Raw genomic sequence first — 22,926 nt, 5'->3', positions numbered from 1 at the left:
AGGCAGTCAAAGCGACTGCGTGTCATCCAACTGTAAGCGATAACGGTGCACCCGCAGCCGGTGGAGCGGCCGGCCTCCGCGCCCGGAAAACTTCTCTTACATCCGCGCGAGCGCCTGCTGCAGGTCGGCCCGCAGGTCTTCCACGTCTTCCAGTCCGACCGAGAAGCGCACCAGCGTGCCCTTGTGCGGCCAGCGCGCCACGCTGGCGTCGCGCATCAGGCCGATGTCGTAGGGCACCACCAGGCTCACCGGGCCGCCCCATGAATAGCCGAGCCGGAACAGGTTCAGGCTGTCGCAGAAGCGGTCGACCTGCTCGGTGCTGTAGCTTTCGTCGAACACGACCGAGAACAGGCCGGCGGCCAGGTCGGCACCACCGCACAGCGCACGCCAGTTGGCATGGCCGGGCGATCCTTCGAGCGCCGGATGGAGCACCTGCGCGATCTCTTCGCGGCCGGCGAGCCAGCGCGCCAACTCGCGCGCCGAACGGTCGTGCGCGGCATAGCGCAGCCCGATGCTCGGCAGCGAGCGCAGCAGCGTTTCGACATCGCCGACGCCGACGCCGAAGCCCGTGCGCATGTGCGTGAGCTTGAGCGCGCGGTGCAGCCGCTCGTCGCGCGTGACCACGCTGCCCATCAGCACGTCGCCGCCGCCGCTCGGGTATTTGGTGAGCGCATGCACCGAGATGTCCACGCCCTGCCCGCTGCCGTTGAAATCGAAGGGCGCGAATGCGAGGCCCGCGCCCCAGGTGTTGTCCAGCGCCGTCACCACGCCGCGCGCGCGGCATGCCTTGGCGAGCGCCGGCAGGTCCGGAAACTCCATCGTCACCGAGCCCGCCGCCTCAAGCCACACCAGCCGCGTGCGGTCCGAGAGCTTGGCGGCCAGGTCGGCGGGGTTCATCGCGTCGTACAGGCGGTGCGTGATGCCGAAGTTGGCCAGCTCGCCGGTCGCCAGCGCCTTGTTGGGGCCGTAGGCGTTGTCGGGAATCAGCACTTCGTCGCCGCTCTTCAGGAAGGCGAAGGCAACCAGCGAAATGGCGGCCAGGCCGCTCGGCACCAGCAGGCACTCGGTGCCGCCTTCGAGCGTGGCCAGGCGCTCCTCGAGCGTGAAGGTGGTCGGCGTGCCGTGCAGGCCGTAGGTGTAGCCGGCCTTGGTCTTCCAGTCGCGCGCGCGCATCGCGGCCACGTCGGCAAAGAAAACTGTCGAGGCCTTGTAGATGCCAGGCTGCGGCGCGGCGAAGTTGGCGGGCGGCGTGTAGGGGTGATGGATCAGGGTCGTGGAGGGCTTGCTCATGGCCTCGATGCTAGCGCGGCATTCCGCCGCACAATGCGCCGATGGGCAACAGCCGGTTTTTCCTCGGGGCTGCAACATGCCGCAGCTGACACGACTCCCCGCCCCCTGCCTGCGTCCCTACGTGCGGCTGATGTGGGCCTCCGCCCCCGAAGGCGCTGCCGCCGGGCAGCCGGGCGCGCGCGAGCACGTGCTGCCCACCGGGGGCATGCACCTGGTGTTCCGGCTCTCGGGGCCGCCGCTGAAGCTGTTCAGCGGCCCGGGCGACGTGCACGGCCAGACCTGCGGCCATGCGATCGTGGGCGGTGCGCGCGCCGCCTCCTACATGCGCGACGTTTCGGTGGCCACGCGCTCGGTCGGCGCGCAGCTCCAGCCCGGGGCCGCCCGCGCGCTGCTCGGCGCACCCGAAGACGTGCTGGCCGGCCAGCACACGCCGCTCGACACGCTGTGGGGTGCGCAGCAGGCCAATGCCGCACTCGAACGGATCCATGCGGCGGGCAGTCTCGAGGCGCAGCTGGCGGTCTTCGAAGCCTTGCTCGCCCGGCGCGCCGTCGATTCGCAAAGCGCCGGCCTGCGCGGCCTGCACCCGGCCATCGCCGCAGCGCTGGGTCCGCTCGCGCGCGAGAACCCGTCGATCGCCGCGCTAGTGGTTCGCAGCGGCTACAGCCATCGCCGCTTCATCGCTCTTTTTCGCAGCGGCATCGGCCTCGGCCCGAAGGAATACGCGCGCGTGATGCGCTTCGACCGCGCGCTGGCGCTGGCCGGCGACCCTGCGCAAAGCTGGGCCGACATCGCGCTCACCGCGGGCTACAGCGACCAGGCGCACCTGAGCCGCGAGTTCTCCGCGCTGGCGGGTATGCCGCCGCAGGCCTGGCGGCAGTCCGGGGCCGTGTCGCCTCGGCATGTACCTGCGGCCACGGGTCAAAATCCTTCAAGACGCTAGCGGCGCGGCGCCGCAGAATCGGGGCCAGGACATTGCTTCCTTCCTCCCGAAAGGCAACCCGCATGGCAATCCACGAACTGTTTCCGTATCTCTGCGTCGACGATGCCGGCGCGGCCATCGACTTCTATTGCAAGGTCTTCGAAGTCAAGGAGATCTTCCGGCTCACCGAGCCGAGCGGCCGCATCGGCCATGCGGAGCTCGACTTCCACAACGGCGCGATCCTGATGATCTCGGACGAGTTCGCCGAATACAACATCCCCAGCGCCAAGACGCTGGGCGGCACCGCGGTGACGCTGCACCTGCACGTGGACGACGCCGATGCCGTGGTGGCGCGTGCCGTGGCGGCCGGCGCCACGCTCGACATGGCCCCGCAGGACCAGTTCTACGGCGAGCGATCGGGCGTGTTCCGCGATCCCTTCGGCCACCGCTGGAACGTGGGCCACAGCATCGAGAAGCTGACGCCGGAAGAAATGCAGCGGCGCTACACGGCGATGTTCGATTCCGAAGGCGCCTAGGCACCGATCGCACGGAATGTCAGCCCGCGGGCCTCTAGACTTGCCCGCTCACCGGCGAACGGCGATGTCCGCGCTTGCCTGCCGCTCCCACCTCCGTCGAGATGGACGACACCACGGCGGCCCATTCCTCCGGACTGAGCAGCAGCGCCGTGTGCGAATGCAACAGCGTGTCTTCCTTGTCCAGATGCGCGGACATCATTTGCCGGTGCTGCCGCAGCAGCGCGTCGGCCTCCGCGGCCGCACCCGTGGCGCCGGATTCGGCGCGCTCCAGGAGGATCTTTGCCTGTGCAAGGAAGCCGTTGCAGCACTCGCTCTCGGAATCGAGCTGGTCGAGAAGCCCGTCGGCCTCGCTCGACCTGCCGCGCAGCGTTTTCAGCATGACAACGCCCTTGGGGCGGTGCGTTGTTTCTTCGAAGGCCTGAAGCCGCTCGATGGCTTCGATGACCGACCTTGCCCGCTGCCGGACGCCCGCTTCGCCCCCTGCCTTCATCGCCGTTTCGAGGCGAGCCAGCAACTCCCGGGTGCGAACGTGCTCGGCGCACAAGATGGCCCACGCGCATTCGGCCGCCAACATGCTTCACTCCTTCGGAGCCGCGAACGGCTCCAGGCTTGCCTGTGAAATTGAGCCTTTAACGCGATGGTTCTACGCCGTTGCGGCGGCCGCTGCAAGCCGCGCCGGTGCATATGCGCACTGCGCCTACAGCGTGGCGGCCCGAATGCCGATGAGGCGCTGCCGCAGGCGCAGCAGCGAGGTCGGTCAGACCGACCACTTCTCCAGCAGCTTCTCGGCGCCGAGCGAGTCGTAGCCTTCGAAGGGCTGGTGGATCCACGGGTTGGTCGGCAGGTACTCGACCGAGTAGTCGGGCGTGAAGGTCGACAGTGCCTTGGTCCAGATCACCGCGCTGCGCAGTTCGGTGATCGGCCTGTAGTTGTTGCGCAGCATGTCCATCACCGCATGCAGCGTGTGGCCCGAATCGGCCAGGTCGTCCACCAGCAGCACCCTGCCCGCGATCTCGCCCTTGGGCGTGGTGATGAAGCGCGCGATGTCCAGGTGCCCCTGCACCGTGCCGGCATCGGCGCGGTACGAACTGGTCGACATGATCGCCAGCGGCTTGTCGAAGATGCGCGAAAGCACGTCGCCGGGCCGCATGCCGCCGCGCGCAAGGCACAGGATGGTGTCGAACTGCCAGCCCGACTGGTGGATCTTGATCGCGAGCTTCTCGATCAGGTTGTGGTACTCGTCGTAGCTGACGTAGAGATGCTTGCCGTCTTCGGTCAACATGGTGGGGGTTCGTTCCTGTTCAGTCCGCGAGATAGGGGTGGCGCATCATGATCGTGTGGTCGCGATCGGGGCTCGTGGAAACCATGTGGATCGGCACGCCCGTGATCTGCTCGATGCGCTGCAGGTAGAGCCGCGCATTCACGGGCAGCTTGTCGTACTGCGTGACGCCGACGGTGCTCTCGCTCCAGCCTTCGAGGGTCTCGTAGATGGGCGTGCAGCGCTCGATCTCGTCGGCCCCCATGGGCAGGATGTCGGTGGTCTCGCCGTCGAGCTCGTAGCCGGTGCACAGCTCGAGCTTTTCGAGCCCGTCGAGCACGTCGAGCTTGGTGATGCACAGGCCCGACAGGCCGTTGACCTGCGCCGAGCGCTTGAGCAGCGCGGCGTCGAACCAGCCGCAGCGGCGGCTGCGGCCCGTGGTGACGCCCTTTTCTGCGCCCACGGTGCTCATGTGGTAGCCCGGCGTGCCCGGCGTGGCCCAGTCGAGTTCCGTGGGGAACGGACCGCCGCCCACGCGCGTGCAGTAGGCCTTGGTGATGCCCAGGATGTAGTGCAGCATGCCCGGACCCACGCCCGAGCCCGCGGCGGCATTGCCGGCCACGCAGTTGCTCGAGGTGACGTAGGGGTAGGTGCCGTGGTCGACGTCGAGCAGCGTGCCCTGCGCGCCTTCGAACAGCAGGTTGGCACCGGCCTTGTGCGCGTCGTTCAGCTCGCGCGACACGTCGGCCATCATCGGCTTGAGCAGCACGGCGTGGCGCATGGCCTCGTCGAACACCAGGTCGAAGTCGATGGCGGGCGCACCGAGCACCTGCGTCAGCACATGGTTGTGCAGGTCGAGCAGCACGCGCAGCTTGGTTGCGAAACGCTCGGGGTGCTTCAGGTCCTGCACGCGCAGCGCGCGGCGCGCGATCTTGTCTTCGTAGGCCGGGCCGATGCCGCGGCCGGTGGTGCCGATCTTCTCGACGCCGCCCTTTTCGCGGTACGTTTCGCGTGCGATGTCGAGGGCCGCATGGAAAGGCAGGATCAGCGGGCAGGCCTCGCTGATGCGCAGGCGCGAACGCACTTCGACGCCGGCCTTTTCGAGCCCTTCGATTTCCTCGAACAGCTTGGCAGCCGACAGCACCACGCCGTTGCCGATGTAGCACTTGACGCCGGGCCGCATGATGCCGCTCGGGATCAGGTGCAGCGCGGTCTTCACGCCGTTGATGACCAGCGTGTGGCCCGCGTTGTGGCCGCCCTGGAAGCGGACCACGCCCTGGGCGCTTTCCGTCAGCCAGTCGACCAGCTTGCCCTTGCCTTCATCGCCCCACTGGGTGCCGACGACGACCACGTTTCTTCCGGTGGTTACGCTCATGCTCGTTCCATTACTTCAAAAATTCAGAGGGCTCGGACTTGCCACTGCCCGGCGTGCTCGACGAGCTCGCGGTCGCAATGGAATTCATCGATTTCGCTGCCGTGGCCCGGCAGCGCGCAGACCACGATCTCGCCGGCCCTGCGCAGCCCGGCAATGGCCTCGCGCAGGCCGGCCGCGTCGCTCCAGGGCGCGCGGATGGCTGCGCGCAGCGGACGCGCCGGCAGCACGCCGACCAGTTCGCGCACGTCCAGGCTGAAGCCGACCGCCGGCCGGTTGCGACCGAACACGGCGCCGACTTCGTCGTAGCGGCCGCCGCGCACCAGCGCATCGGCCGCGCCCGGCACGTAGATGCCGAAGCGCATGCCGCTGTAGTAGGCGTAGCCGCGCAGGTCGGCCAGATCGAAGCTGATCTGCCGCGCCGGCCCGGCGCCGAGGCTCGCGGCCAGCTGCTTCAATCCGGCCAGCGCCGCGCTCACCGCCGGCGTGCCCTTGAGGGCCTTGGCGGCCTCGTCGAGCACCGACGCATCGCCATACAGCTGGACCAGTGCGCGCAGGCCATCGCGCGACGCAGCCGGGAAATCGCGCGTGAGCGCATGCAGTTCGCTCGCATCCTTGGCAACCAGCGCCGCGTGCACGCGCGCCAGCACGGCGGCATCGACCGGCACGCCGGCGAACAGCGCCCGCACGATGCGCGCGTCGGCCAGGTCGACGATCACGCCGTCGCTCAGGCCCGACGCATGCAGGCAATCGAGCGCCAGCAGCAGCACTTCGGTGTCGGCCTCGAGCCCCGCATGGCCATAGATCTCAGCCCCGAACTGCAGCGGCTCGCGGGTGGCGTGCGGCCGGTCGGGGCGGGTGTGCAGCACCGGTCCGCAGTAGCACAGCCGTGCCACGCCTTCGCGGTTCAGCAGGTGGGCGTCGATGCGCGCCACCTGGGGCGTGGTGTCGGCCCTGAGGCCCATGCTGCGGCCGGAGAGCTGGTCGACCAGCTTGAAGGTTTGGAGGTCGAGCGCCTCGCCGGTGCCGGACAGCAGCGACTCGAGGTGCTCGAGCAGCGGCGGCATCACCAGCTCGTAGCCATAGCCACGGGCGGTATCGAGCAGCTGGCGTCGAAGTTCTTCGATGTGGCGCGCCTCGGAAGGCAGCACATCGGCAATGTGATCCGGGAGGACCCAGGCGGACATGGGGATCGGGGGCGTGGTTAAACCGGGATTCTACCGGGCCGCGCTACCCCAGCAGCCAAAGAAGGGCCAAACCCAGCAAGATGCTGCAAAGTCCGAAGAAGCGCAGTTGGCCGTCGCGCAGCTGCATGAGCTGCCCGAAGCCGCGCCGCCACCCGCCCGGCGAGACGAAAGGCAGGATGCCCTCGATCACCAGGACGAGCGCCAGCGCACTCCAGAAGGTCTCGGCGCTCACGGCTCCAGGACCGACTTAGCGGCGGGGAGCGTTGCCCGGCGTGCCCGAGCTTTGCATGGCCCGGAAGAAGTCCGAGGATGGGTCAAGCACCATCACGTCGCTCTTCTTGTTGAAGCTTTGCTTGTAGGCCTCGAGGCTGCGATAGAACTGTGCAAACTGCGGGTCGCGGCCAAAGGCCTCGCTGTACGCAGCGGCAGCCTGGGCATCGCCCTCGCCCTTGATCTTCTGGGCATCGCGGTAGGCGTTCGCCACGATCACTTCGCGCTGGCGGTCGGCGTCGGCGCGGATCTTTTCGCCTTCGGCCGTACCGGTCGAACGCAGTTCATTGGCCACGCGCTTGCGCTCGGCCTCCATCCGGCGGTAGACCGATTCGGTGATGGCTTCCACATAGTCCACGCGCGTGATGCGCACATCGACCACGTCCACGCCCCAGGGCTTGGAGCCCTTCACCACGGCCAGCACTTCGCGCTGCACGTCGGCCATGAGCGCTTCGCGGCGCACCGAGATCAGGTCGCGCACAGTGCGCTTGTTGATGTTTTCCTGGAAGGCATTGCGCACCACGCGGTTGAGCTGGGTGGCGCCCGCGTTTTCGTCGAGGCCGACGTTGCGGATGTAGGCCTGCGGATCGGTGATGCGCCAGCGCACGTACCAATCGATCACCACGCGCTGCTTCTCGGCCGTGAGCATCGGCTCGGTGTCGAGGCTGGAGAGCGTGAGCAGCCGCTTGTCGATGTACGACACGTTCTGGAACGGCGGCGGCAGCTTGAAGTTGAGGCCCGGCTCGGTAATGACGCTCTTGATCTGGCCCAGGGCATAGACCACGCCGAACTGGCGCTGGTCGACCACGAAGAGGGTCGAGCTCAGCAGCACGAGCAAGACGAGGATCGACGAGGCGATGAATCCGATTCTGTTCATGTTTTTCCTGGCCTTTTCAACGCACGTCGCGGTCACGCGAACGGCCATCGCGGGCGCGGCTCTCGCTCGATGGCGGCACCACCGGAATCACCGACGACTGGGCGGGCGCGGTCCCCGCCACGCTGGGACTGGCCGCATCGACCGGCGTTGCGGCCGGGTTGTTGCCGCTCAGCTGCATGAGCTTGTCCAGCGGCAGGTACAGCAGGTTGGAGCCTTGCTTGGTATCGACCAGCACCTTGGTGGTGCTGGCGTAGATCTGCTGCATGGCGTCGGTGTACATGCGGTCGCGCGTCACCTGCGGCGCCTTCTGGTACTCGGCCAGCACCGCACTGAAGCGGCCGGCATCGCCCTGTGCCTGTGCGACGATGCGCGCCTTGTAGGCTTCGGACTCTTCCTTGAGACGCGAGGATGTACCGGCGGCAAGCGGGATGACCTGGTTGGCATAGGCCTGGGCATCGTTCTTGGTGCGCTCGCGCTCCTGGCCGGCCTTGAGCACGTCGTCGAACGCTGCCTGCACCTGCTCGGGAGGACGCACCCCCCCCTGCTGCAGGTTGATGCCCACGACTTCGACACCGATCTTGTAGCGGTCGAGGATGGTTTGCATCAATTGCCGCACGCGCGGAGCGATCTGGTCGCGCTCCTCGGCCAGCGCCGCATCCATCTTCATCTTGCCGACCACTTCGCGCACGGAACTCTCGGCCACCTGCACGATGGTTTCGGCCGGCGACTTGCTCTCGTAGAGCCAGGCCTGCGCATTGCTCAGGCGGTACTGCACGGCGAACTTGATTTCGACGATGTTCTCGTCTTCGGTCAGCATGGCCGACTCGCGCAGGCCGGTCGAACGCACGATGGCGTCGCGGCCGACGTCGGTCGATCGGATCTGCGTGACCACCACCACTTCGTGGCGCTGGATGGGATACGGCAGGCGCCAGTTGAAGCCGGCATTCACCGTCGACTTGTAGCGGCCGAACTGCGTCACCACGGCCTGCTGGCCTTCGTTCACGATGAAGAAGCCGGTCCCGAGCCAGATGAGAACGGCAACCGCCGCCACCAGTCCGAGGCCGAAGCCGGCATTCTTCATGTCCGGCCGATAGCCGTTGCCGCCGCCGGTGGGACGATTGCCGCCGCCCTTGCCGCCGAAGAAGCCGCCCAGCTTGCGGTTGAGGTCGCGCCAGAGTTCATCGAGGTCGGGCGGCCCCTGGTTCGGGCCCTGGCCGCGGGGGCGGTTGCCGTTGTTGTTGCCCGAGGGTGGTGGCGTCGGCGCGCCCGGCGGGTCTGCGTCGGGAGGCCGGTTGCCGGTCGGGCGGTCGCCGTTGGACGACGGCTCGTCGCCACGGCCCCATCGGCCATCGTTCAGGTTGAACATGCCCAGAAACCCTCTCCACGCTGGCTTTGCATTCATTCGCTTCGTTCTCTTGTCAGTGGCGGGATTGTGCCCAATCAATTGGCGGTGTCGTGCAATTCAGTGTCGGCCTCTGGGGTCATCGCGTCGCCCAGGGAGCCCGACCGGCGGGCCAGCTCGGCGCGCAGCAAGGGCAGGCCCTCGCCGCTGCGGGCGCTGAGGAAGATGCGCGGAACCCGCACGCCGTCGATCTCCATGTCGTCCTGCAGATGCAGCGGGTGCTGCGCAGTTTCAAGGGCATCGAGCTTGTTGAACACCAGAAGCTGCGCAACAGAGTCGGCGCCGATGTCGCGAAGAACGGACTGCACCTCGGCCATCTGCTCCGGGTAGTGCGGATTGGAGGCGTCTACCACGTGCAGCAGCAAGTCGGCATCGACGGCCTCCTGCAGCGTGGCCTTGAAGGCATCGACCAGCCCGTGCGGCAGGTCGCGGATGAAGCCGACAGTGTCGGAAATCGAGACCTGCCTGCGGGCGTCGCCCAGGTAGAGGTTGCGCGTGGTGGTGTCGAGCGTGGCAAAGAGCTGGTCGGCGGCATACGCGCGGGCCTTGACCAGCGCATTGAACAGCGAGGACTTGCCGGCGTTGGTATAGCCCACGAGCGAGATGTTGAAGGTCTCGCGGCGCTCGCGCTGGCGGCGCTGCGTGCCGCGCTGCTTCTGCACCTTGGCCAGGCGCTCGCGCGTGCGCTTGATCGATTCGCTGATCATCCGGCGGTCGAGTTCGATCTGCTTTTCACCGGGACCGCCGCGCACGCCCGCGCCGCCCGTCTGGCGCTCCAGGTGGGACCAGCGGCGAACCAGGCGCGTGCTCAGGTACTGCAGCCGAGCCAGTTCGACCTGCAGCTTGCCCTCGTGGGAGCGGGCGCGCTGAGCGAAGATCTCGAGGATGAGGAAGGTGCGGTCGTACACCGCCACGTCGAGCTGGCGCTCGAGGTTGCGCTGCTGCGCCGGGCTCAGCGACTGGTCGAAGATGACCTCGCTGGCCTGGTGCATGGCGGCCAGTTCCTTGATTTCTTCGGCCTTGCCGCTGCCGACGAACAGGGCCGCGTCGGGCGCCTTGCGCTTGCAGACGAGGCGCGCGACAGGCGCGAGGCCCGCGGTCTGTGCGAGCAGGCCGAGTTCCTCGAGATCGCTGTCGAAATGGGGCAGCCCGAAATCGACGCCGACGAGAACGGCGGCGCCTTCCTGGCGGGAGTTCAATTCAGACAAGCGGGATCAATATGGAAAAAGCGCGGCGGGGTTAGCCGCCGCGCTCCGCGCGATCAGGCTGCGGCGTCGTCGTTCTCGGCAGCCGAGAAGTTGACGGCACGACCCGGCACGATGGTGGAGATGGCGTGCTTGTAGACCATTTGCGTCACCGTGTTGCGAAGCAGCACGACATACTGGTCGAAAGACTCGATCTGGCCCTGCAGCTTGATACCGTTCACCAAATAAATGGAGACCGGCACATGCTCGCGACGCAGGGTGTTCAGAAACGGGTCTTGTAGAAGTTGCCCTTTATTGCTCACGATATTCTCCGTGTTCAAGAGTAGTTGTTGGAGAGATGACCTTAACACAGGGTTTCTGCGCTGCAGCAATCAGGGTCAAAAGCCTTTGAAAAATAACGTCTCTCAAAAGGCGGAACTTTCGACCCGGCCATGGCTCATCGGCCGCCATCGGCAGCCAAGCGTGCTCAATCGTCCTTGTCCGCAAAGGGATTTTGCGAGCTTTTGAACTGGATGCGCAAGGGCGTCCCCACGAGGTCGAATTCCTTGCGGAAGCGCCCTTCGAGAAAGCGCTTGTAGGCCTCGGTGACGTGCTCCAGCGAATTGCCGTGGATGATGATCACCGGTGGATTCATGCCGCCCTGGTGCGCATAGCGCAGCTTGGGCCGGAACATGCCCGCGCGCTTGGGCGACTGGAACTGCACCGCCTCCAGCAGCAGCCGGGTCAGCACGGGCGTCGACATCTTCCGCGTGGCCGACTTGTGGGCCTGTGCTATGGCCTGCCACACCGGCCCGAGGCCCTGGCGCTTGATGGCCGAGATGAAATGCAGCGACGCGAACTTGAGGAACGGCAGCCGGGTCTCGATCTGGCGCTGGATCTGCTCGCGCTGGTAGCTGTCGACCGCATCCCACTTGTTGATGGCAATCACCACCGCGCGGCCGCTTTCGAGGATGTAGCCGGCAATGTGCGCATCCTGGTCGGTCACGCCCTGCGTGGCATCGAGCAGCAGCAGCACGACGTTGGCCGACTCGATGGCCTGCAGCGTCTTGACCACCGAGAACTTCTCGATCGCCTCGAACACCTTGCCCTTGCGGCGCAGGCCGGCGGTGTCGATCAGTTCGAAGCGCTGCCCGTTGCGCTCGAACGGCACCGAGATGGCGTCGCGCGTGGTACCCGGTAAGTCGAACGCCACCAGTCGCTCTTCGCCGAGCCAGGTGTTGATCAGCGTGGACTTGCCGACGTTCGGCCGTCCGGCCACCGCCAGCTTGATGGGCTTGTTGACGTCGTCCTCGTCCGCCTCGTCGTCGGGATCGGGCAGGTTCAGCGGCGCGAGCGCCAGCTCGACCAGGTCGCGCATGCCCTGCCCGTGCGCTGCGGACACGCCATGCACGTCGCCAAAGCCGAGTTCGTAGAAATCGACCAGCTTGGTGCCGTCGTGCATGCCTTCGGCCTTGTTGGCCGCCAGCACGCAGGGCTTGCCGAGCCGGCGCAGTTCGTTGGCAATGTCGTGGTCCTGCGCCGAAAGGCCTTCGCGGGCATCGACCACGAAGATCACGACATCGGCCTCGGCCACAGCCTGCCGCGTCTGCTTGGCCATTTCCTTGTAGATGCCGCTGCCCGCATCGGGCTCGAAGCCGCCGGTGTCGATCACGATGAACTCGTGCTTGCCCAGGCGGCCGTTGCCATAGTGGCGATCGCGCGTGAGTCCGGCAAAGTCGGCGACGATGGCGTCGCGCGTCTGCGTCAGGCGGTTGAAGAGGGTCGACTTGCCGACGTTGGGCCGCCCGACCAGGGCCACGACCGGCTTCATGGCCGGCCTTTCAGGGGCGCGGTTTTCATGGTCGGGCCTTGCAAAGAGTTATTCAGGGCGATATCCAAACACACCGCCATTGGCGGTCACCACGACCACCGTGTTGCCGGCCATCACCGGGGTGACGCCAATGGCGGAGCCATCGGGCGTGACGCGATTGAGAAGCGCACCGTCTTCGCGCGAGACGAAGTGCAGCGTTCCGTTGTCCTCGCCGATCACCAGCGAGCGGCCCACCGCGAGCGGCCCGGTCAGGACGCGGCTCTTGAAGCGGGTCGACTGCCAGGCCCGCTCGCCATCGGCGCGGCGCCAGGCCACGACGCTGCCGTCGGACTCGGTGCCGTAGACGAAGCCCTCGTCGCCGCTGACGCCCTCGGCGCCCACCGCAGGCTTGCTCCAGAGCAACTGGCCGCGCAAGGTGTCGACGCAGCCGACGTTGGCATAGTAGGCACGGGCGCACACGGTGTCGCCGACGCGGCTCACGCTGCCGGTCAGGTCGACCAGGCGCTCCACATCGTTGGTGCCGCGCGGCGCGGCAATGGGCGCTTCCCAGCGCGAGGTGCCGTTGGCCGGGTTGATGCCGACCAGCCGGCCGCCGATGCCCGAGATCAGCGTATCGCCCACGGCGATCAGCACGCCCGACTTCTTGAGCACGAGGTTTTCCGCCGTGCGCTGCTGCAGCCAGAGGCGGCGGCCGCTCTGGCCATCCCAGGCGCTGATGCTGCGGTCGGCGGTCTGCACGAAGACGCGGCGGCCGGCCACCAGCGGTGCGGTAAAGGCCTGGGCCGAGAGCCGCTGCTTCCACAGGACCTTGCCGCCTTCGATGGCCACGAGTTCATTGTCGGTGGTGACCACCGCGGCCAGCGAACCGTCGCTGCCGACGCCGGCTGCGAGCTTGGTGCCCGCGTTCGCGCGCCAGCTTTCGCGGCCGGCACGGGCGTCGATGGCCACCACGGTGCCATCGCTGCCGGCCACGGTGACGATGTCGCCGCTGACGTCGGTGGCCAGCGGGAAGCCCACGGCCGGGATGCGCACGCTCCAGGCCTGGCGCACGCCGAACAACGCGGGGTTGGCGGGCAGTTCGGCCGGCTTGGGCTTGCTGGTGCCCGAGCAGGCTGCCAGCATCGCGGCCAGGACAATGGCCGAACCTGCACGCAGGACGGACGACTCAGGCATGAAACGCTTGAAATTCATAGTGCGATCAGGAATTTTTGGGGGCTGCCGGCGTGACCGTGATCACAGGTGCCAGGCTCTTCGGATCGACGCCGGCGGCGTTGAGCTTGAATTCGACCAGGCGCCGGTAATCGGACGCCGGGCCAAGGCCGGTCCAGGCCTTGCGGTATTCGGCCTGCGCTTCGGCGCGCTTGCCCTGGGCCATGTAGATGTCGCCCTTGCGATCGGCCACGAGCGGCTCGAACTCCTTGGGCACGTCGCCCGAGAGCTGCTTGAGCGCTTCGTCGTACGACTTGCTGTCGAGCAGTTCGGCTGCCAGCCGAAGCTTGGCAACGGCCTTGTAGCCCGGATCGACCGCGCTTTGCGCAACCCAGCCGAGTGCCGCCTGCGAGGCCTCGAGCTTGCCCTTCTCGTACAGCGCCTTGGCGGCCAGCAGGCCGGCCTGCTGCGCATAGGCGGTGCCGGCGAAGCGTTCCTTCATGTCGCCCAGCACGCGCTGGATGCGTTCCACGTCGCCGGACTGCGTGCTGCGCTCCACCTCGTCGTAGAGCGCCGCGGCCTGCGCCGCCTTGTTGCGCTGGAAATACTGCCAGCCGTTCCAGGCCACGAAGGCACCGGCCACGAGCAACACCACCCAGGTGATCAGGGTGCCGTAGGTGTTCCAGAAATGCTTGAGCTGGTCGAGCTGTTCCTGTTCGTCGAGATCGAGATGGGTTGCCATGCGTGTCAGATGTTGGAAGCCGGCGATTGTAGGGTGGCGGCCCAGGTGGCCACCTCGGCGAGCGGCCGTGCCACCTGTTCAGCGCCGCCCTCGCGCAGTGATTTGATGGTGACTTCGCCACGCGACAGCTCGTCTTCGCCAAAGATCAGCGCATAGCGCGCTCCGCTCGCGTCGGCCTTCTTGAACTGCGCCTTCATGCTGCCGCCGCCAGCATGCTGCAGCACGCTGACCCCGGCGGCGCGCAACTGCTCGAGCACGGCCATGACCTGCGGCAGCGCGGCCGCCACCGGGACGACTGCGTAGGCCGCGGGCGCCGCGGCGGGCACCGGCAGGCGGAGTTCCTGGATCAGCAGCAGCAGCCGCTCGATGCCCAAGCCGAAGCCGACGGCCGGTGCAGGCTTGCCGCCCATCTGTCCGATGAGGCCGTCATAGCGCCCTCCTCCGCAGACGGTGCCCTGAGAGCCGAGCTGGTCGGTGACCCACTCGAAGACCGTCAGGTTGTAATAGTCCATCCCGCGCACCAGGCGCGGGTTGACGCGGTAGGCCAGCCCCGCGGCGTCGAGCACGGCACGCACCGCATCGAAGTGCGCGCGCGACTCCTCGCCGAGGAAGTCCATCAGCTGGGGGGCGGCCTCCACCACTGCCTGCATGGCGGGATTCTTGGTATCGAGGATACGCAGCGGATTGCTGTGCAGGCGCCGCTGCGCGTCGGCATCGAGCACGTCGGCATGCGCCTCGAAATGGCGGATCAGCGCTTCGCGGTGCGCCTGGCGTTCGGCCGGCTGGCCCAGGCTGTTGATCTCCAGGCGCACGTGCTCGCCCTCGACCAGCCCGAGCTCGCGCCACAGCGCCCGCACCATGAGGATCAGTTCGGCGTCCACGTCGGGGCCGGGAAAGCCCAGCGCCTCGACGTCGAGCTGGTGGAACTGGCGGTAGCGCCCCTTCTGGGGACGCTCGTGGCGGAACATCGGCCCCATCGTCCACAGGCGCAGCGGGCCGTTGTAGAGCGCGTTGTGCTCGACCATGGCGCGCACGATGCCGGCCGTGGCCTCGGGGCGCAGCGTGAGCTTGTCGCCGTTCATCGCATCGGTGAAGGAGTACATCTCCTTCTCGACGATGTCGGTCACCTCGCCCAGTCCGCGCACGAACAGCGCCGTGGGCTCGACCACCGGCGTCAGCATGTACTGGTAGCCGTAGCGGGCCAGGAGCCCGCGCACCGTCTGCTCGAACCACGACCAGAGGGCCGAATCGGGCAGGCGGTCGATGCGCGGCACGCTCGCCGGCAATATGTCGTTCATGCCTTTGACGGCATTGATCTTGTCAGCCATGGGAGGAAGTGGTCAGGCGACGTCGGCAGCCTGGTGCTGGCCGAAGCGCTTTTGAATGTAGGTTTCGACGAGCTGGTGAAACTCGTTGGCGATATTGTCGCCGCGCAGCGTGAGCGCCTTTTCGCCGTCGATGAAGACCGGGGCGGCGGGCGCCTCGCCGGTGCCGGGCAGGCTGATGCCGATGTCGGCGTGCTTGCTCTCGCCGGGGCCGTTGACGATGCAGCCCATCACGGCCACCTTCAGCGTCTCGACGCCCGGGTACTTCTTGCGCCAGACCGGCATCTGCAGGCGCAGGTAGTCGTCGATCTGCTTGGCCAGTTCCTGGAAGGTGGTGCTCGTGGTGCGGCCGCAGCCCGGGCAGGCAGTGACGCTCGGCACGAACACGCGCAGGCCCAGCGCCTGCAGGATCTCGTTGGCGATCAGCACCTCCTGCGTGCGCGACTCGCCCGGCTGCGGCGTGAGCGACACGCGAATGGTGTCGCCGATGCCCTCCTGCAGCAGGATGGAAAGCGCCGTGGCCGATGCCACCGTGCCCTTGGTGCCCATGCCGGCCTCGGTGAGCCCCAGGTGCAGCGGATAGTCGCAGCGCTTCGCAAGTTCGCGGTAGACCGAAATCAGGTCCTGCACGCCGCTCACCTTGCACGACAGGATGATCTGGTTGCCGGCCATGCCCATCGATTCGGCGAGCTTGGCGGATTCGATGGCCGAGGTGATGAGCGCCTCGTACATCACCTGCTTCGCATCCCACGGCTCGGCGCGCTGGCTGTTGGTGTCCATCAGGCTGGCCAGCAGTTCCTGGTCGAGGCTGCCCCAGTTGACGCCGATGCGCACCGGCTTGTTCCAGCGCATGGCCGCATCGATCATCTGGCCGAACTGGCGGTCGCGCTTGTCGCCCTTGCCCACGTTGCCGGGATTGATGCGGTACTTGCTCAGCGCCTCGGCGCAGGCCGGATAGTCGGTGAGCAGGCGGTGGCCGTTGTAGTGGAAGTCGCCGATCAGCGGCACGTCGATGCCCATGCGGTCGAGCTGCTCGCGGATGTACGGCACCTGGGCCGCCGCCTCCGGCGTGTTGACGGTGATGCGCACCATCTCCGAACCGGCAATGGCGAGCTCCTTCACCTGGATGGCCGTGCCGACGGCATCGACGGTGTCGGTGTTGGTCATGGACTGTACCCGCACGGGCGCATCGCCGCCCACCGTCACGGTGCGCGGTCCCCAGACCACCTGGGCCTGGCGCGAACGGCGCGCCTTGGGCGCCGCCGACTCGATGGGCTGTGGAGTGCAATCGGTCACGATTTCACCTCGAAACGCGCCACGCCGCCGCCGCGCGTGACAGGCTTCAGATCGTAGGGCTTTCCGTGCACCTGCACATCGACCGCCGATGCACGCCCCACCACCACCGACAGCGGCAGCGTTCCCGACAATGCCACCGTTTCGCCGGACTGCAGGCTGCGGCGCAGCAGCTGCTTGCCACCGGCTTCGGTGACGGTGATCCAGCATTCCTCGCGCGCGACGAAGACCAGCTGCTGGCTGCTGGCAGGTGCCGCGGCAACGGCAGCAGGCGAAGCCGCTGCCGCAGCGGTCGCACTGCCCGCCGGCAGGGCTGCCGCGGAGGGCGCGCCCGGCGCCGCGGGTGCAGCCGATGTCGGGGGGACCACCGGCGACACCGGCGCGTTCTCGACCACGACGGACGGTCCGCCCGAAGCCGGCGCAGCCGCCGGCGCCTCGGCCGCAGCACTGGTGTCGCCATCGCCGCGCGATGTCCAGCGCGACACCGAGGCCCCGACCTGGTCGAACACCGACTGGGGCAGCCAGAACAGCACGGCCGCGCCAACCAGCAGCAGCCCCACCACCGTCAGCAGCGCGCGCGACGGAAGCCCGCTGGAGCGCCCGCCATTCCAGCGCGGCGTTCCGGAAACGATATTGCCCTTGAGCGTGCGGTCGGCATCGGCCAGCGCCGCACGCTGCGCGCCCGGCAGCTTCGCGAGCACCGGACCGGGATCGATGCGCAGGGCGCGGCAGACACTGCTGGCCAGAGCCCGCGCAAAGACCGGGTCGGGCAGCGAAGCGATGTCGTCCGCCTCGAGTGCAATGAGCTTCTGCGGCGGCACCTTGAGCGCCGCGGCCACCATTTCGATGTGCAGGCCGTGCGCCTCGCGCGCTTCGCGGAGCATGTCGCCGGCTGTCTTGTGCGTGATGTCGCCTTCTCCGATCGGCAGTGCCGCGGAAGTGCCGAACTCCGAAACCCGTTCAGTCATTGAAATTCCCGCGCTCGTACGCTATTGCCTCCCGGGACTGCGGGAAGCGCCGCTGCAGTTGCCCTCCCAACTGCGCCACTGCTTCGCGGTTGTTGAGCCGTCGTTCGATCTTGATGCCGAGCCAGAGCGTCTCGGCGCTGGCCGAAGGGCTGTTGTTGACGCGGCGGATGTAGAACTGCGCACGCGACCACTCCTCGCGCTGCGCCAGCAGCGAGGCCAGGTTGAATCCGACCACCGGATTTCCGGCGTCGATCTCGTAGGCCTTCATGAGGCTGCGCTCCGCCTCGGCACGCTGGCCCGCCCTGAGCTGGCAGACGCCCTGGGTCATCAGCGTCTTGGAGCGGTCGGTGTAGCTCGGCATCGCCAGGGCCTCGGTGAACTGCTGGGCTGCGTCGCCATAGCGGTTCTGCTGGCACAGCAGCCAGCCATAGTTGTGGCGCGTGTTGGGATCGCGCGGATTGATGGCAATGGCACGGCGGAAGCTGTCTTCCGCCAGCCCGGGGTCTTCCAGGCGCATGTAGACCAGGCCGCGCAGGTTGTAGGCGTCTGCGTAGTTGGGATCGGCGACCAGCGCCTGCTTGATCTCGTCGAGCGCCACGGTGGTCTGGCCTTGCTCGAAGTAGCCGGCCGCGAGCTCCATGCGAAGGCGCGCGCGGCGCTGCCGGCTGCTCTCGTCGGACTCGGTCACGATCTCGGCACCCTTGCCCGAACTGGTGTCGGCCAGGCTGGTGGTGGTGGTTCGCGTGTTGACACAGCCCGCGAGCAGAAACGCCGCGGCGACGCCGGCAAAGCTTGCAGCCAGAAGCCGCTGCGCGCTCGCGGTCGTCATCGGAAAGGCCATCCTCATTAGGTCAATGCTCCTGGGGGGCGGTCTTGCGAACCGGATGCAGAACAACGGTGCGCTCGGAGACACGGCGCTGGGCCATGCGTTCGGCCGCGCGCGTACGGTCCTTGACGTCGCCGGCCAGTTGTCCGCAGGCCGCATCGATGTCGTCGCCGCGCGTCTTGCGCACGGTGGTCACGAGGCCAGCCTCGCTCAGCGCCCTGGCAAAGGCCAGGACCCGCGGCTGCGGCGAACGCAGCAGCCCCGAGGCCGGAAACGGATTGAACGGAATCAGGTTGAACTTGCACGACACGCCATGGGTGCGAACGAGTTCCACCAGCTGCCGCGCATGCTCGGGCTGGTCGTTGACGCCATCGAGCATGCAGTACTCGAAGGTGATGAAGTCGCGCGGCGCATGCGCCAGATAACGCTTGCAGGCCTCGAGCAGCTCGGCGATCGGATACTTGCGGTTGAGCGGCACGAGGTCGTCGCGCAGCGCATCGTTGGGTGCATGCAGCGATACGGCCATGGCCACCGGGCAATCGGCGCCCAGGCGATCGATCATCGGCACGACACCGGAGGTCGAGACGGTCACGCGGCGGCGCGACAGCCCGTAGGCGTTGTCGTCGAGCATGGTGCGCAGCGCCGGCACCAGCGCGGTGTAGTTCTGCAGCGGCTCGCCCATGCCCATCATCACCACGTTGGAGATGACGCGGTCGTCGCGCTTCAGATGCTTGCGCAGGAAATGTTCGGCAAACCAGAGCTGGGCGACGATTTCGCCCGTGCTCAGGTTGCGGCTGAAGCCCTGGTGCCCCGTGGAGCAGAAGCGGCAACCTACCGCGCAGCCGGCCTGGGACGACACGCACAGCGTGCCGCGGTCGTCCTCGGGAATGAATACGGCTTCGACGGCATTGCCGTCGCCGACGTCGAACAGCCACTTGATCGTGCCGTCCTTGGATTCGTGCTGCGTGATGACCGGCAAGGCCTCGACGCGAGCGGTGGTGGCGAGCTTTTCGCGCAGCGACTTGGCCAGATCGGTCATCTGGGCGAAGTCGCTGGCGCCACGCTGGTGGATCCAGCGGAACAGCTGCGTGGCGCGGAACCGTTTCTCGCCGAGCCTTTCGCAGAACGCAGCCAGCCCCTCGAGATCGAATTCGAGCAGGTTGGCCGTGGTCATGAAATCAGCTGGCGTGCGGCTTCAGCGCGCGTAGACGTTGAGGCCGGCGAAGAAGAACGCCACTTCGTTGGCGGCGGTTTCAGGAGCGTCCGAACCGTGCACGGCGTTGGCGTCGATGCTGTCGGCGAAGTCGGCGCGGATGGTGCCCGGGGCCGCCTTCTTGGGGTCCGTGGCGCCCATCAGGTCGCGGTTCTTGGCGATGGCGTTCTCGCCTTCGAGCACTTGCACGAACACTGGGCCGGAGATCATGAAATCGACCAGATCCTTGAAGAACGGGCGTTCCTTGTGGACCGAGTAGAACTGCTCGGCTTCGTTGCGCGACAGGTGCACGAGCTTGGCGGCGACGATCTTGAGGCCGGCAGCTTCGAAGCGGGAAACGATCTTGCCGATGACGTTCTTGGCGACGGCGTCGGGCTTGATGATGGAAAGGGTACGTTCGATAGCCATTGAAGTGCTTCCTGAGCTTTGATTTTGAAGTGATTTGTCACAATTGCAACAAACATGTTGCGTCGTAAGTCGACAAAGCCTCTGATTTTAACCGGCGCAGCCCCCGGGATTGGTGAAAACCCCGCGAAAGGCTGCGCTGGAGAACTGGCTTTCAGCGCCCGCGGCGCCGGTTTCCGCCGGGGCCGCCCTGGCCGCCGAAGCCACCGCCGCCGCCCGGGCCGCCGCCGCGGCGTCCTGGACCCTGCCGCTGCTCCTTGCGCTGGCGCGAGAAGCTGTCGGCGCCGATGTAGCCGAGCGAGGTCTTCATCGGATCGGGCTGGTTTGCGCCGCTCGGCGGACGCTCCTCGCCCTGGCGGTTGCCACGGTTGTTGCTGTTGCCACGGCGCCCCTGCGGCGGCATGCCGGCGTTGCCGCCGCCACCGCCGCGGTTGCCACGCCCGCCGCGCGGCGGGCGGCCGTCGCCCAACGGACTCGGAATGGGCGCCTCGCGGCCGTCATCGCGCATGTCGCGCGGCTGCTGCTGTCCGCCGCCGGCATTGCGGTTGCCGCGCCGCTTCTTGTTGCGTCCGTTGCGCCCGCCGCCGGCACCGTCCTGGCCTGGGCCGCGCTGCTGCTGCGGCGGACGCGGCGCGCCGCCGCCCGAGGCTTGGAACAGCGCGTTGATGTCGCGCTCGTCGAGCTCCATCCAGGCGCCGCGCTTCAGGCCACGCGGCAGCACCATGGCGCCGTAGCGGATGCGGATCAGCCGGCTGACCGCATGGCCCACCGATTCGAACAGGCGCCGCACTTCGCGGTTGCGGCCCTCGGAAATGGTGACGCGGTACCAGTGGTTGGAGCCCTCGCCGCCGCCCTCCTCGATGGTGCCGAACTGGGCCATGCCATCGTCCAGGCGAACGCCTTCGAGCAGCTTCTTCTTTTCCTCGGCATTGAGCGCACCCAGCACGCGCACGGCGTATTCGCGCTCCAGGCCGAAGCGCGGGTGCATCAGCTGGTTGGCGAGGTCGCCGGAGCTGCTGAACAGCAGCAGTCCCTCGGTGTTCAGGTCGAGCCGGCCGACCGATTGCCACTTGCCCTGCTGCAGCCGCGGCAGCTTGCGGAACACCGTCGGGCGGTTCTGCGGATCGTCGTGCGTCACGACTTCGCCCACCGGCTTGTGGTAGGCGATCACGCGCGGCGGCGGCGGCGCGATGCGGTAGCGGATCGGCTTGCCGTTGATCTTGACCTGGTCGCCGTACTGGATGCGCTGGCCGATGTGGGCCGGCTCGTTGTTCACCGAGATGCGGCCCTGGAGAATGAGCGCTTCCATTTCAAGCCGCGAGCCCAGGCCCGCCTGCGCCAGCACCTTGTGCAGCTTGGGCGAATCGGCCTCCGGCAGCAGCACGCGCTTGAGCGGCGGGACTTCGGGACTCTCTTCGTCGGCGTCGAACTGGCCCGAGATGACGTCTGCGAAGCGGATCGGCTCGGGCGGCGGCGCGTTGCGCTGCTCGCGCTCGGCGGCGCGGCGTGCGCGGTCGAGGTCATCCTCTTCCTCGTCGGGTTCTTCTTCCTCTTCTTCGTCGTCGTAGGAAGGCGCGCGGGCATCTTCTTCGGCGCGGTCTTGCGCGCGATGCACCAGGGGCTCGACGGGCACGGCCGGCGCGGCGGCCGGGACAGGTTCGTCGACAACCGGCGCGGCGGCAGGCGCCGCATCGGCCACCTGGACCGCGGATTCGGAAGTTTCGGTTGCCGCAGGCGCTGCCGCGGGCTCGCTCTCGCCGGCCGCCGGTTCCACGACCTTCTTGCGGCGCGGGGCGCGCGGCTTCTTTGGAACCTCGGCCGCGGGCACGCCCGCTTCGGCGTCCGCAGACGGGCCGGAGACAGCCGCTTTCGCCTTCTTTTTCTTGGATTCGGGCTGGGCCGGCACGATGGCCGCGTCGTCGATGTCGGAGGGGCTCATGAGGTTTTTCCGGGGGGAACAGCGTGGGGATCGGTCTCGTCGGGCGACGGGGCTTCGGTTTCGAGCTCGACGGATTGCTCGACTTCCGTGGGGACCGGGATGTCGGCGGGCTCCTCGGGAGCGGCCGCGTCCTCGGCGAATTGCGCAGCGGCGGCTTCGACGGCTTCTGGAGCCTCGGCGGCGGCCAGGCCGGCTGGCGCACCCGTTTCCGAGTCGGCCTCCGGCATGGCCGAGGCATCGGCGTCGGATTCGTTCGGCACGTCCATCGGCAGCCCGGGCTGGTTGCCCGAGGCCTGATCGAGCGCGTCGACCAGCGCCGCCTGCTGGGCCGGCGTTTCGATCAGCGGCAGCTGGTCGAGCGATGCGAGGCCGAGGTCGTCGAGAAACTGCCGCGTGGTGGCGTACAGCGCCGGCCGGCCGACGGTTTCGCGGTGGCCGATCACCTCGACCCAGCCGCGGTCCTCGAGCTGCTTGAGGATGAGGGAGTTGATGGTGACGCCGCGGATGTCTTCCATGTCGCCGCGCGTGACCGGCTGGCGGTAGGCAATGATGGCCAGCGTTTCGAGGGCGGCGCGGGTGTAGCGCGGCGGCTTCTCGGGATGCAGGCGATCGAGGTGGTCGCGCATCTCGGGCCGGCTCTGGAAGCGCCAGCCGCTGGCAACGTTCACCAGTTCCAGGCCGCGCTGCGCCCAGTCTTCCTGCAGTTCGAGCAACAGCACCTTGATGGTGTCCACGCCCAGCTCGTCGTCGAACAGCACGCGCATGTCGCGCACTGGCAGCGGCTGGCTCGAACAGATCAAGGCGGTTTCGAGAATGCGCTTGGCATCCGCCGTATTCATGGTTTGCGTTATCCGGGAAAAGGCGTCTCGGGGACGCTTGTTCAGAAGGATGAAAGGAGGCGCTGCCGGCACGCGGCGAGTGCAACGCAAGGCCGGCATCG

At 67.6% G+C, this 22,926-nt stretch carries 23 protein-coding genes; 2 read left to right on the top strand and 21 right to left on the bottom strand.

Annotation, left to right across the window (positions count from 1 at the left end; genetic code table 11):
• Positions 1 to 96: 96 nt before the first annotated feature.
• Complete coding sequence (locus FB547_RS14865; protein WP_145743452.1) at positions 97 to 1,290, bottom strand: cystathionine beta-lyase; 1,194 nt, start codon at positions 1,288 to 1,290, stop codon at positions 97 to 99.
• A 76-nt stretch (positions 1,291 to 1,366) separates the two neighbouring features.
• Between FB547_RS14865 and FB547_RS14860 the strand changes: the two genes are divergently transcribed.
• Together FB547_RS14860 and FB547_RS14855 are read left to right on the top strand one after the other, a co-directional pair.
• Positions 1,367 to 2,230, top strand: coding sequence for a helix-turn-helix domain-containing protein (locus FB547_RS14860; RefSeq protein WP_145743450.1), 864 nt, complete (start codon positions 1,367 to 1,369; stop codon positions 2,228 to 2,230).
• Between the two features lie 62 nt (positions 2,231 to 2,292).
• Positions 2,293 to 2,745: a VOC family protein gene (locus FB547_RS14855; protein ID WP_145743448.1), complete on the top strand. Its 453-nt coding sequence runs from the start codon at positions 2,293 to 2,295 to the stop codon at positions 2,743 to 2,745.
• A 34-nt stretch (positions 2,746 to 2,779) separates the two neighbouring features.
• Here FB547_RS14855 and FB547_RS14850 read toward each other — a convergent pair whose 3' ends face one another.
• The 20 genes from FB547_RS14850 to scpB form a co-directional block, all read right to left on the bottom strand.
• Positions 2,780 to 3,319 (bottom strand): hemerythrin domain-containing protein, encoded by a 540-nt coding sequence (locus FB547_RS14850; protein WP_145743446.1) that lies wholly within the window; start codon positions 3,317 to 3,319, stop codon positions 2,780 to 2,782.
• A gap of 183 nt (positions 3,320 to 3,502) precedes the next feature.
• A complete protein-coding gene (locus FB547_RS14845) occupies positions 3,503 to 4,027 on the bottom strand; it encodes a phosphoribosyltransferase (RefSeq protein WP_145743445.1) in 525 nt (174 codons plus the stop codon).
• A gap of 19 nt (positions 4,028 to 4,046) precedes the next feature.
• The gene (locus FB547_RS14840; protein ID WP_021006985.1) at positions 4,047 to 5,378 is read right to left on the bottom strand and encodes an adenylosuccinate synthase; all 1,332 of its coding nucleotides are present in this window, start codon (positions 5,376 to 5,378) and stop codon (positions 4,047 to 4,049) included.
• Positions 5,379 to 5,401: 23 nt separating this feature from the next.
• On the bottom strand, positions 5,402 to 6,562 hold the full coding sequence (locus FB547_RS14835) for an ATP phosphoribosyltransferase regulatory subunit (protein WP_145743443.1): 1,161 nt from the start codon (positions 6,560 to 6,562) through the stop codon (positions 5,402 to 5,404).
• Between the two features lie 43 nt (positions 6,563 to 6,605).
• Entirely contained in the window at positions 6,606 to 6,794 is a 189-nt protein-coding gene (locus FB547_RS14830; RefSeq protein WP_145743441.1) for a DUF2065 domain-containing protein, read from the bottom strand.
• A 15-nt stretch (positions 6,795 to 6,809) separates the two neighbouring features.
• The gene (gene hflC / locus FB547_RS14825; protein WP_145743439.1) at positions 6,810 to 7,709 is read right to left on the bottom strand and encodes a protease modulator HflC; all 900 of its coding nucleotides are present in this window, start codon (positions 7,707 to 7,709) and stop codon (positions 6,810 to 6,812) included.
• Positions 7,710 to 7,725: 16 nt separating this feature from the next.
• Entirely contained in the window at positions 7,726 to 9,075 is a 1,350-nt protein-coding gene (gene hflK, locus FB547_RS14820) for an FtsH protease activity modulator HflK (protein WP_145743437.1), read from the bottom strand.
• Between the two features lie 74 nt (positions 9,076 to 9,149).
• Positions 9,150 to 10,319: a GTPase HflX gene (gene hflX / locus FB547_RS14815; protein WP_145743435.1), complete on the bottom strand. Its 1,170-nt coding sequence runs from the start codon at positions 10,317 to 10,319 to the stop codon at positions 9,150 to 9,152.
• Between the two features lie 53 nt (positions 10,320 to 10,372).
• Complete coding sequence (gene hfq / locus FB547_RS14810) at positions 10,373 to 10,618, bottom strand: RNA chaperone Hfq (RefSeq protein WP_012747311.1); 246 nt, start codon at positions 10,616 to 10,618, stop codon at positions 10,373 to 10,375.
• Between the two features lie 164 nt (positions 10,619 to 10,782).
• Entirely contained in the window at positions 10,783 to 12,126 is a 1,344-nt protein-coding gene (gene der / locus FB547_RS14805) for a ribosome biogenesis GTPase Der (protein WP_018902785.1), read from the bottom strand.
• A 48-nt stretch (positions 12,127 to 12,174) separates the two neighbouring features.
• Positions 12,175 to 13,317 (bottom strand): outer membrane protein assembly factor BamB, encoded by a 1,143-nt coding sequence (gene bamB / locus FB547_RS14800; protein WP_145743433.1) that lies wholly within the window; start codon positions 13,315 to 13,317, stop codon positions 12,175 to 12,177.
• 7 nt (positions 13,318 to 13,324) lie between these two features.
• Entirely contained in the window at positions 13,325 to 14,017 is a 693-nt protein-coding gene (locus FB547_RS14795; protein ID WP_145743431.1) for a YfgM family protein, read from the bottom strand.
• A 5-nt stretch (positions 14,018 to 14,022) separates the two neighbouring features.
• Positions 14,023 to 15,345: a histidine--tRNA ligase gene (hisS, locus tag FB547_RS14790; protein WP_145743429.1), complete on the bottom strand. Its 1,323-nt coding sequence runs from the start codon at positions 15,343 to 15,345 to the stop codon at positions 14,023 to 14,025.
• A 12-nt stretch (positions 15,346 to 15,357) separates the two neighbouring features.
• A complete protein-coding gene (ispG, locus tag FB547_RS14785) occupies positions 15,358 to 16,638 on the bottom strand; it encodes a flavodoxin-dependent (E)-4-hydroxy-3-methylbut-2-enyl-diphosphate synthase (RefSeq protein ID WP_145743426.1) in 1,281 nt (426 codons plus the stop codon).
• Complete coding sequence (locus FB547_RS14780) at positions 16,635 to 17,603, bottom strand: helix-turn-helix domain-containing protein (protein ID WP_145743424.1); 969 nt, start codon at positions 17,601 to 17,603, stop codon at positions 16,635 to 16,637. Before FB547_RS14780 ends, ispG begins: the two co-directional genes overlap by 4 nt.
• Complete coding sequence (gene pilW / locus FB547_RS14775; RefSeq protein WP_145743422.1) at positions 17,596 to 18,450, bottom strand: type IV pilus biogenesis/stability protein PilW; 855 nt, start codon at positions 18,448 to 18,450, stop codon at positions 17,596 to 17,598. Before pilW ends, FB547_RS14780 begins: the two co-directional genes overlap by 8 nt.
• A gap of 4 nt (positions 18,451 to 18,454) precedes the next feature.
• On the bottom strand, positions 18,455 to 19,603 hold the full coding sequence (gene rlmN, locus FB547_RS14770; protein WP_145743420.1) for a 23S rRNA (adenine(2503)-C(2))-methyltransferase RlmN: 1,149 nt from the start codon (positions 19,601 to 19,603) through the stop codon (positions 18,455 to 18,457).
• Between the two features lie 21 nt (positions 19,604 to 19,624).
• Positions 19,625 to 20,050, bottom strand: a complete 426-nt coding sequence (ndk, locus tag FB547_RS14765; RefSeq protein ID WP_012747302.1) for a nucleoside-diphosphate kinase — start codon at positions 20,048 to 20,050, stop codon at positions 19,625 to 19,627.
• A gap of 151 nt (positions 20,051 to 20,201) precedes the next feature.
• Positions 20,202 to 21,986, bottom strand: a complete 1,785-nt coding sequence (locus FB547_RS14760) for a pseudouridine synthase (protein WP_145743418.1) — start codon at positions 21,984 to 21,986, stop codon at positions 20,202 to 20,204.
• Entirely contained in the window at positions 21,983 to 22,825 is an 843-nt protein-coding gene (scpB, locus tag FB547_RS14755) for an SMC-Scp complex subunit ScpB (RefSeq protein WP_145743416.1), read from the bottom strand. Before scpB ends, FB547_RS14760 begins: the two co-directional genes overlap by 4 nt.
• Positions 22,826 to 22,926 lie beyond the last annotated feature (101 nt).

Source organism: Variovorax beijingensis (assembly GCF_007828835.1).
GTDB classification, from domain to species: Bacteria; Pseudomonadota; Gammaproteobacteria; order Burkholderiales; family Burkholderiaceae_C; genus Variovorax; species Variovorax beijingensis_A.
Note: the sequence above shows the minus strand (reverse complement) of the source record. Positions and strands in the feature narration are given on the sequence as shown.

Coding starts and splice junctions, on each gene's coding strand:
- FB547_RS14865 (WP_145743452.1), bottom strand. CDS start 1,290: ATGAGCAAGCCCTCCACGACCCTGATCCATCACCCCTACACGCCGCCC.
- FB547_RS14860 (WP_145743450.1), top strand. CDS start 1,367: ATGCCGCAGCTGACACGACTCCCCGCCCCCTGCCTGCGTCCCTACGTG.
- FB547_RS14855 (WP_145743448.1), top strand. CDS start 2,293: ATGGCAATCCACGAACTGTTTCCGTATCTCTGCGTCGACGATGCCGGC.
- FB547_RS14850 (WP_145743446.1), bottom strand. CDS start 3,319: ATGTTGGCGGCCGAATGCGCGTGGGCCATCTTGTGCGCCGAGCACGTT.
- FB547_RS14845 (WP_145743445.1), bottom strand. CDS start 4,027: ATGTTGACCGAAGACGGCAAGCATCTCTACGTCAGCTACGACGAGTAC.
- FB547_RS14840 (WP_021006985.1), bottom strand. CDS start 5,378: ATGAGCGTAACCACCGGAAGAAACGTGGTCGTCGTCGGCACCCAGTGG.
- FB547_RS14835 (WP_145743443.1), bottom strand. CDS start 6,562: ATGTCCGCCTGGGTCCTCCCGGATCACATTGCCGATGTGCTGCCTTCC.
- hflC (WP_145743439.1), bottom strand. CDS start 7,709: ATGAACAGAATCGGATTCATCGCCTCGTCGATCCTCGTCTTGCTCGTG.
- hflK (WP_145743437.1), bottom strand. CDS start 9,075: ATGTTCAACCTGAACGATGGCCGATGGGGCCGTGGCGACGAGCCGTCG.
- der (WP_018902785.1), bottom strand. CDS start 12,126: ATGAAGCCGGTCGTGGCCCTGGTCGGGCGGCCCAACGTCGGCAAGTCG.
- bamB (WP_145743433.1), bottom strand. CDS start 13,317: ATGAATTTCAAGCGTTTCATGCCTGAGTCGTCCGTCCTGCGTGCAGGT.
- FB547_RS14795 (WP_145743431.1), bottom strand. CDS start 14,017: ATGGCAACCCATCTCGATCTCGACGAACAGGAACAGCTCGACCAGCTC.
- hisS (WP_145743429.1), bottom strand. CDS start 15,345: ATGGCTGACAAGATCAATGCCGTCAAAGGCATGAACGACATATTGCCG.
- FB547_RS14780 (WP_145743424.1), bottom strand. CDS start 17,603: ATGACTGAACGGGTTTCGGAGTTCGGCACTTCCGCGGCACTGCCGATC.
- pilW (WP_145743422.1), bottom strand. CDS start 18,450: ATGAGGATGGCCTTTCCGATGACGACCGCGAGCGCGCAGCGGCTTCTG.
- rlmN (WP_145743420.1), bottom strand. CDS start 19,603: ATGACCACGGCCAACCTGCTCGAATTCGATCTCGAGGGGCTGGCTGCG.
- ndk (WP_012747302.1), bottom strand. CDS start 20,050: ATGGCTATCGAACGTACCCTTTCCATCATCAAGCCCGACGCCGTCGCC.
- FB547_RS14760 (WP_145743418.1), bottom strand. CDS start 21,986: ATGAGCCCCTCCGACATCGACGACGCGGCCATCGTGCCGGCCCAGCCC.
- scpB (WP_145743416.1), bottom strand. CDS start 22,825: ATGAATACGGCGGATGCCAAGCGCATTCTCGAAACCGCCTTGATCTGT.